The sequence below is a fragment of the Catenulispora pinisilvae genome (assembly GCF_015356865.1).
Taxonomy (GTDB): Bacteria; Actinomycetota; Actinomycetes; order Streptomycetales; family Catenulisporaceae; genus Catenulispora; species Catenulispora pinisilvae.
Window position 1 is genome coordinate 1 of the sequence record NZ_JAAFZA010000492.1, and the last position, 1,628, is coordinate 1,628.

Consider the following 1,628-nt stretch of genomic DNA (forward strand, 5'->3'; position numbering starts at 1 on the left):
AGGCGAAGCCCTGCCGACGCGACCGAGGGGAACGAACCGAAAACCAGGGTGCTGGGGCTCGTGGCCTCGCCGTGTCCGTGGGAAAGTGGTTGTGGTCGTCTCGGCCGAGGTCGCTTCGGCGATGAAGCGCTGGTGAGCTCGTAAACCAGACTGGCCCGGGGTGCGCTGTGTGAGGACTGTGTTGTGCTGCAGGCCGGTACCTGTTGCAGGGCTCTGGCCTAGCGCGTGTCTCAGCTTATGTAACGTCCTTGCGCTCCCGCCGGGGCGGCCAGGCGGGTCAGGGACGTTCCGGATCTGCGGCCAGGGAGGCGTTGATGGGTGCCGAGCGTAGTTACAGCCGGGCGGCGGGTATCGATCTGGGCAAGCGGGGGCTGTCGGTGTGTATCCGCACCGTCGGCGGGCGCGGGGCGGTGAAGTTGGAGGAGGCCGTCTACACGACGATGACCTCGCAGATCTTGGCGCTGCGTGACCGCCTGGAGGCCGCGCGGGTGCAGATCGTGGTGATGGAGGCGACCGGTGACTACTGGCGGCCGGTGTTCTGGATTCTGTCCGGCACCCTGCCGGGGGTGCAGGTACTGCTGGTCAACCCGGCGCATGTGAGGATCCTCAAAGGCCGCAAGACCGATCGCCGGGATGCGGCATTCCTGGCCCGGCAAGCCGCGGCCGGCAACCTGGCCGGCTCGTTCATCCCGCCCGAACCGGTGCGTGAGGTGCGCGATCTGACTCGGCGGCGCACCGGGTTCACCACCGCCCGCGCCTCGGAGATCAACCGGCTGGAGAAGACCCTCGAAGACACCGGCATCAAGATCACCAGCGTGATCAGCGACATCACCGGCGCCACCGGCCGCCGCATCCTGGCCGCCCTGATCGCCGGGAAGCGTGACCCGCGCGCCCTGGCCGCCCTGGCCGATGCCCGGATCCGGGCATCGGCAGCCGAGCTGGCCGAGGCCCTCACCGGCCGGTTCACCAGCCACCACGGCTACCTGGTCGCCGACCACCTAGAGGAGATCGACCACTACACCGGCAAGATCCTCGCGCTGGACGCCCGCATCGCCGAGCTTCTGGACTCCGACGACCAGCGCCGGGACATCGCCAACCTGTCCACCATCCCCGGTATCGACACCCTCGGCGCGCAGATCATCGTCTCCGAACTCGGCCACGACATGGCTGCCTTCCCCAGCCCCGGCCACCTGGCCTCCTGGCTCGGGACCACCGGCGGACACAACGAATCCGCCGGGGTCAAACGCAAGACCCGGCCCGCAGACGGCAACACCGCGATGCGCCGGATCCTGGGCGTGGCAGCCTTCTCCGTCATGGGCCACAAAGGCACCTACCTCAATGCCCGCTACCACCGGCTACGCGGCCGCATGGACTCCCGCAAAGCCCAAGTCGCCATCATGCACGACATGGCCATCGCGATCTGGTTCATCCTGCACGACAAGGTTCCCTACCGGGAGTTGGGCGCTGACTACTTCATCCGTCGCGACCCGGCCAAAATCAGACGCCGCATCGCCGCCCTGGCCCACTCCATCGGCGCCACCGTCGACATCCACGACCAACCAACACCAGCCACAACCTAAACCCGACCACCAACTTGACCTGCAACGTCACCACACTTACGTCTCAGC

General features: G+C 67.5%; 1 protein-coding gene. It reads left to right on the forward strand.

Annotated features, from left to right (window positions below; genetic code table 11):
• The first annotated feature begins 314 nt into the window (after positions 1–314).
• Positions 315–1,580, forward strand: coding sequence for an IS110 family RNA-guided transposase (locus tag IZR01_RS49100; RefSeq protein ID WP_194927880.1), 1,266 nt, complete (start codon positions 315–317; stop codon positions 1,578–1,580).
• The last annotated feature ends 48 nt before the right edge of the window (positions 1,581–1,628 follow it).

Bases quoted from the DNA above. Each gene is read 5' to 3' on its own strand.
- IZR01_RS49100 (WP_194927880.1), top strand. From the start codon at position 315: ATGGGTGCCGAGCGTAGTTACAGCCGGGCGGCGGGTATCGATCTGGGC.